The organism is Kitasatospora sp. NPDC091257 (assembly GCF_044757675.1).
In the GTDB taxonomy this organism is placed as follows: Bacteria; Actinomycetota; Actinomycetes; order Streptomycetales; family Streptomycetaceae; genus Kitasatospora; species Kitasatospora lactacystinica.
Genome location: NZ_JBIVVI010000505.1, coordinates 1 through 6,182, shown reverse-complemented (window position 1 = coordinate 6,182; position 6,182 = coordinate 1). Strand labels below are relative to the sequence as shown.

7 protein-coding genes and 3 tRNA genes are annotated in these 6,182 nt (G+C 74.7%); 3 read left to right on the top strand and 7 right to left on the bottom strand.

What is annotated here, in order from left to right; translation table 11 throughout:
* A partial coding sequence (locus tag ACIQOV_RS22790; RefSeq protein WP_401051125.1) for a LytR C-terminal domain-containing protein occupies positions 1–504 on the top strand: 504 nt, incomplete at its 5' end.
* Positions 505–551: 47 nt separating this feature from the next.
* On the opposite strand, the gene ACIQOV_RS22785 is transcribed toward ACIQOV_RS22790, so the two are convergent.
* The 5 genes from ACIQOV_RS22785 to ACIQOV_RS22765 all read right to left on the bottom strand — a co-directional run bounded on the left by ACIQOV_RS22785 (position 552) and on the right by ACIQOV_RS22765 (position 3,877).
* Positions 552–1,463 (bottom strand): 1-aminocyclopropane-1-carboxylate deaminase/D-cysteine desulfhydrase, encoded by a 912-nt coding sequence (locus ACIQOV_RS22785; protein ID WP_401051122.1) that lies wholly within the window; start codon positions 1,461–1,463, stop codon positions 552–554.
* Between the two features lie 101 nt (positions 1,464–1,564).
* Positions 1,565–2,233, bottom strand: coding sequence for a GPP34 family phosphoprotein (locus tag ACIQOV_RS22780; RefSeq protein WP_401051120.1), 669 nt, complete (start codon positions 2,231–2,233; stop codon positions 1,565–1,567).
* Between the two features lie 50 nt (positions 2,234–2,283).
* A complete protein-coding gene (locus tag ACIQOV_RS22775) occupies positions 2,284–2,511 on the bottom strand; it encodes a hypothetical protein (protein WP_359915252.1) in 228 nt (75 codons plus the stop codon).
* A gap of 9 nt (positions 2,512–2,520) precedes the next feature.
* Complete coding sequence (locus tag ACIQOV_RS22770; RefSeq protein ID WP_380542394.1) at positions 2,521–3,468, bottom strand: SPFH domain-containing protein; 948 nt, start codon at positions 3,466–3,468, stop codon at positions 2,521–2,523.
* A 335-nt stretch (positions 3,469–3,803) separates the two neighbouring features.
* Positions 3,804–3,877 (bottom strand) — tRNA-Ile (locus ACIQOV_RS22765).
* 188 nt (positions 3,878–4,065) lie between these two features.
* Here ACIQOV_RS22765 and ACIQOV_RS22760 point away from each other — a divergent pair.
* Complete coding sequence (locus ACIQOV_RS22760) at positions 4,066–4,923, top strand: trypsin-like serine peptidase (protein ID WP_401051117.1); 858 nt, start codon at positions 4,066–4,068, stop codon at positions 4,921–4,923.
* A gap of 118 nt (positions 4,924–5,041) precedes the next feature.
* A complete protein-coding gene (locus ACIQOV_RS22755) occupies positions 5,042–5,788 on the top strand; it encodes a trypsin-like serine peptidase (protein ID WP_401051115.1) in 747 nt (248 codons plus the stop codon).
* Positions 5,789–5,955: 167 nt separating this feature from the next.
* Here the strand turns inward: ACIQOV_RS22755 and ACIQOV_RS22750 are convergent.
* Both ACIQOV_RS22750 and ACIQOV_RS22745 read right to left on the bottom strand, forming a co-directional pair.
* Positions 5,956–6,028 (bottom strand) — tRNA-Asn (locus ACIQOV_RS22750).
* Between the two features lie 62 nt (positions 6,029–6,090).
* Positions 6,091–6,163 (bottom strand) — tRNA-Asn (locus ACIQOV_RS22745).
* Positions 6,164–6,182 lie beyond the last annotated feature (19 nt).

Sequence of the window (6,182 nt, the reverse complement as noted above, 5' to 3'; positions counted from 1 at the left end):
CCCGGCGCCGACCCGGGCACCGCCCCCGGCACCCCGCTCACCCCGCTCACCCCGGAGCAGAGCGCGGCGCCGATCACCGTGGTCAACGGGGTCGGCACGCCCGGCCTCGCCGGCTCCGGCGCCGAGACGCTCAAGGCCCGCGGCTTCCGGAACGTCGCGCTCGGCCAGAACACCCCCGGCCAGCAGGCCACCCAGGTCTCCTACGACCCCGCGCTGAAGGCCACCGCCGACCAGGTCGTGGCGCTCTTCCCCGGCGCCAAGGCGGTCGAGGAGCCCGGCTCGGAGGCGATCACCGTCACCCTCGGCGCCGACTTCCGCGCGGCCGGCCCCCGGATCGACCCGGTGACCGCCCCGAGCCCGGAGCCCGGTGCCCCGGCCGGTGCCGCGGCGGGAGCCACCCCGAGCGGCGTCCCGAGCGGCGTCCCGGGTGGCGTCCCCACCGGCATAGCGGAGAACACCCGCAACGCCGACACCGACCCGTGCGCCAACCTGACCTTCGGCTGACCGGCCGACTGCCGGCCGTGGGCCGTGGACCGTGGGCAGACCGACCGCTACTGCGGGTCCGGCAATCCGGTGACGACGGCGGTGAGGCGGGTGCCGCGGGGGAAGGCGCCCGCCCCCGCCAGGTCCGCCAGCGCGGCGAGCAGCTTGGCGACGTAACGGCGCTCCAGCGCGATCCCGTGGCGGCGCTCGAACCGCTCGGCGAAGTCGGCCAGCTCGGCCGGGACCCTGCCGTAGCCGCCGCCGTGGTGCCCGTGGTCGATCCGCCAGTTGCCGAACCCGCGCCCGTAGGCGGCCCGGTGCAGCCGGGTGACCTCCGCCTCCAGGTAGCCCTCGCCGCCGCGCAGCACGGCCACCCCGAGCGCCCGCGCGCCCGCCGGCAGACCGGCCGCGATACCGGCCAGGGTGCCGCCGGTGCCGACCGGGCAGCAGACCACGTCCCGCTCGCCGAGACCGGGCAGTTCGGCCGGGATCGCGGCCGCACCGACGGCGGCCAGGGCATTGGAGCCGCCCTCCGGGAGCACCAGGCAGCGGCCCCAGCGACGGAGCGGCGCGTCCGTGCCGTGCTCCCCCTCGGCCCGGCCGGTGGCCTCCCGGTACTCGGCCCGGCTCAGGAACTCCAGCCGCATCCCGGCCGCCTCGGCGGCCCGCAGCGACCAGTTGCGCGGCCGGTCGGCCAGTTCCTCGCCGCGCACCAGCCCGACGCTCTCCAGCCCGAGCGCCCCGGCGGCGGCCGCGACGGCCCGCAGATGGGTCGAGTAGGCGCCGCCGAAGGTCAGCAGCCGGGTGTGGCCCTGCTCCACGGCGGCGGCCAGGTTGGGCGCCAGCTTGCGCCACTTGTTGCCGGGGACGGTCGGGTGCAGCAGGTCGTCCCGCTTCAGCCGCAGCTCCACCCCGGCCCGGGCGAAGGCCTCGTCGGCGCAGTCCACCAGCGGGGTCGGCAGCAGGGCGGGTTCGAGCATCCGGCCAGCTTACGGGCCCGGACGGCCGGGAGCCCGGCCGCCGGACGGGCGACCGGGCTCCGCGGCCCCGCGGACGGACCGTCACCCCCGTGGACGGTCCGTCAGCCCAGGGCCGCGCTCTCCGCCGCGTGGCCCGCCGTCCGCCAGGCCAGGGCGGTACCGAGCGCGCGCGGGACCGGGCCGGCCGCCGGGGCCAGCTTCGCGATCCGGCCGCGGTGCTCCCGGCGCTCCCTGAAGCCGAGCACCGTACGGAGCTTCCCCGCCGCCACCAGGGCGGTCAGCGCCGCGTCGGCCGGGTCGACCCGGCTGAACGGGCCCGTCAGCGCCCCGGTGACGCGGGCCTCCAGCGCCTTGCGGACCCCGGGGTCGTGCACGGTGACCAGGGTCACCGGGAACAGGCCGGCCACCCGGTGCGGCCGGAGGGTGATCCGGCCGGATTCCGCCAGGCCGTCCCGGACCCGGCGGATCGGCTGGTCGCGCCCGGTGCTCCTGGCGCGGCCGACCCACGAGCTCCAGCTGTGCGGCCGGGTGGCCCTGATCCGGCCCAACAGGTCGGCACTGTACGGGTCGAGGCCGTCCTCGGCGGCGCCGCCGCGGACCCGGGCGACGGCCTTGCGGCCCTCCTCGTACAGCAGGCCCCGGCGCAACAGCTCGGTCAGCGCCGCCGCCTGCAGCAGCAGGTTGAGCGAGGAGTGCTGGGTGGTCCGCCCGCGCCGCGGGTCGTGGGCGAGCAGGTACAGCTTCTCGGGCAGGTTGGCAGGCAGGTCCATCTCGTTCTCCCAGGATCTGGAGGATCTGTGGGTGGCCCGGGCCGCCGCGGTCAGTCCCCGCCGGGACCGCCGCTCTCCGGGTCCTCCTTGGGCGGGCGTCCGCGCCGGGGAAGCCGGGCCGCGCCGCCGGGCATCCGCCCCGCGTCGGTGAGGGCGCGGCGGAGCAGGAACTCGATCTGCGCGTTGGTGCTGCGCAGGTCGTCCGCGGCCCATCGGGCGAGCGCGTCGTGAACTGAAGGGTCCAGTCGCAACAGGAGCTTCTTCCGTTCCGTCGCCAAGGCCTCGCCTTACTGGTAGAGGGAGCCCGTGTTCACGACGGGCTGGGTGCCGCGGTCGCCGCAGAGCACCACCAGGAGGTTGCTCACCATGGCGGCCTTGCGCTCCTCGTCCAGCTCCACGACATCGCGTTCGGCGAGCCGTTCCAGCGCCTCCTCGACCATACCGACGGCGCCCTCGACGATCAGCCTGCGCGCCGCCACCACGGCCCCGGCCTGCTGACGCTGGAGCATCACCTGGGCGACCTCCGGAGCGTACGCGAGCCTGGTGATCCGGGACTCGACGACCCGCACCCCGGCCGCGGCGACCCGGGCGGAGATCTCGGCGGAGAGCTTGCGGGCGATCTCGTCCGCACCGTCGCGCAGCGACAACTGGCCCTCGTGGTGGGCGTCGTACGGGTAGCTGGTGGCGATGTGCCGCACGGCCGTCTCGGTCTGGATGGCGACGAAGTCGGCGTAGTCGTCCACCTCGAAGAGCGCCATCGCGGTGTCCTCGACCTGCCAGACCACCACGGCGGCGATCTCGATCGGGTTGCCGTCCGCGTCGTTGACCTTGGTGGTCTCGGTCTCGTGGTTGCGGATCCGCAGCGATATGTGCCGGCGGTTGGTGAACGGGTTCAGCCAGGTCAGGCCCTCGGCGCGGATGGTGCCCCGGTAGCGCCCGAGCAGCTGGACCACCCGGGCCTGACCGGGCGAGACCACCGTCAGCCCGAACGTCGTCAGCAGTGAGCCGAGCAGCAGCAGCGGCCCGGCGATCACCAGGGCGATGCCCAACCCGCTGGTCTTCGAGGACAGTTGGGCCGCGCCGGCGATGACCGAGCCGACCCCGGCGAGCAGGCCGAACAGTGCGCCGCCGAGCACCGGCAGGCCGGCCGCCCCGGTGATGACCCGTTCGGTGATCCTGGGGACCGGGAGGTCCAGCGCGGGGCCGTCCTCGACGGCGAAAGGCGGTGTGGTCATGGGAGCGACTCCTTCTGCGAGCATCCGCATTCGATGTCAAAGTGATATCACTTTTTTGCCGCACCGCGCCAGGGACCGGCGACGGGCACAGGGGAACGGACGGCCGCCCAGCGGCGACGGGAACGGGGGAGGAACGGCCGCCGAGCGGCGGCGCACGACCGTCGGGGACGGCCCGGCCCGATGCCCACGGGCGGGTGAATTCCGGCGCGCCACACGGGGAAGGGGGTGGCCGCGGCCTAGACTCTGCGACGTCGCAGGCGGTGGGAAGGCGGCGGGCGCCGGCTCGGCGGCCCGCCCGCGAAGGGTCGTACGACACTCGTCGCACATCGAGAAGGTGGGGCGGGTGGGACTCGAACCCACGACCAAGGGATTATGAGTCCCCTGCTCTAACCGGCTGAGCTACCGCCCCGGTTCGCCGCACGCGCCGGTCGTCGGCACGGCAGCAGCAGACGGCCCCAGCGAGGCCGTCCCGGGCAGCATAGCCGGTCGATCACCCGTGGTGCGCGCCGGGGGCCAGCTGGGTGCGCGACGGTACGCGCCTCCCGGGCGGCGCAGCCCGGGTGGCGGCGGGGCACCCGTTCGGGGCAGCCTGGGCGGATGACGACTCGTGGGACGGGGGCGGCGGCCGCGACGCTCGCACTGGTGCTGGCCGCGGCCGGCTGCACCACCGCGGCGGGCCCGGGCGGGGGCACCCCCACCGTCACCTCGGCACCTCCCACCGCCTCCTCCGCCTCCGTCGACAGCCACGGCTGGAACCGGCAACGGCTCAGGGGAGCGGTCGGCCGGCACACCGGGGTCACCCGCACCGCCAAGCCCACCGTGCTCAACGGCCTGGTCGGCGCGGTGTTCACCCGCAACGCCGACGGCGACCACTTCTGCACCGCCAGTGTGGTCGACAGTGCCGGGCTCAACCTCGTCGTCACCGCCGCCCACTGCGTCTGGGACCCGAAGCTCGGGCGGCGCGGCGATCTGGTCTTCGTCCCCGGCTACCGCGACGGCGACACCCCCAGCGGCGTCTGGCCGCTGCTGACCGTCACCGTGGACGACGGCTGGAACGACCACGCCGACCCGGACATGGACGTCGCCTTCGCGGTCGTCCAGGCGCAGGACGGCCGCCAGGTCCAGCAGGTGCTCGGCGCCAACCGACTGGGCGTCAACCGCGGCTACCGGCTCCCGGTGAAGATCACCGGCTACCCGAGCAGCAGCGGCGTCCCGATCACCTGCTCCAACACCACCGACCGGCAGAGCCCCACCCAGCTGCGGATCGACTGCCCCGACTACACCGGCGGCACCAGCGGCAGCCCGTGGGTCACCGACTTCGACCCGGCCACCAGGACCGGCACCGTGGTCGGCGTGATCGGCGGCTACCAGGAGGGCGGCAACAGCCCGGACACCTCGTACAGCAGTTACTTCGGCGACCGCGTCCAGGCCCTGTACGACCGCGCCACCGGCTGATCCGCGGCGGACCCGACACGCGGTGGTGGCGCCGCCGGGCACGGCCTGGTAGATCTTCCTCACGAACGGCGGAACGCACGGCCCCGGTGCCCGCCCCGAGGAACGAGACGGAGCCCCGATGGCCTCCCGCCCGCCGCGGCCCCCGCGCACGGCACGAACGGCCGCGCTGGCCGCCCTGCTGCTGGCCGCCGGCACCGCGTGCGGCGGGCAGGACGGGGCGCCGACCGCCGAGGTCGCGCAGCAGAGCCCCGCCCGGGACCGGATCGGCACCCTCTCCATCCGCACCGCCCAGGGCCCGCGCGCCTGCACCGCGAGCGTGGTGCACAGCCCCCGGCGCAATCTGCTGGTCACCGCGGCGCACTGCGTGCAGACCCGCCGGATCGGCCTGCTGGACGGCCTGGTGTTCACCCCCGGCTACCGCAACGGGTCCACGCCGTACGGGACTTGGCCGGTACAGGCGATCACCGTCGACCCGCGCTGGGCGGCCGGCGACGACCCCGAGTACGACGTGGCCTTCGTCACGGTGGGCACGGTCGACGGCCGGCAGGTCGAGGACGCGGTCGGCGGCAATCCGATCGGCACCGGCCAGGGCTTCGGCCTGTCCGTCGCCGTCACCGGCTACCCGAACGAGAGCGACGAGCCGATCACCTGCGCGGCCCGGACCAGTTCGCAGAGCGCCACCCAGGAACGCTTCGACTGCGGCGGCTACACCGACGGCACCAGCGGCAGCCCGTGGGTCGCCGCGAACGGCACGGTGATCGGCGTGATCGGCGGCTACCAGGAGGGCGGGGAAACCCCCGGCACCTCGTACAGCGTCACCTTCGACCAGCGGGTCGCCGACCTCTACCGGAAGGCGACCGCCTGACCCGGGAGCCGGCCGCGGGACCGGAACCGGGCGCACGGGCGGATCCGGGGGGAAGCCGGGCGGTGTCGCGTACGTCACGCCGCGGGACCGGGCGACGACAACACGAAGGCCCCCCGGTCGACCGAGGGGCCTTCGCTCTGAGCAGTCACCGGGCGGACCCGGTGCAGCTCCCGCAATTGGACTCGAACCAATAACCTGCCGATTAACAGTCGGCTGCTCTGCCAATTGAGCTATGCGGGATCGCGGTACTCGACTTCCGTACCACGGACGGGAAGCAGGACCCCGAAGGACCTTCTCCCGAGCTCCCCCAATTGGACTCGAACCAATAACCTGCCGATTAACAGTCGGCTGCTCTGCCAATTGAGCTATGGGGGATCGGCTCCCGCCTCGGCCC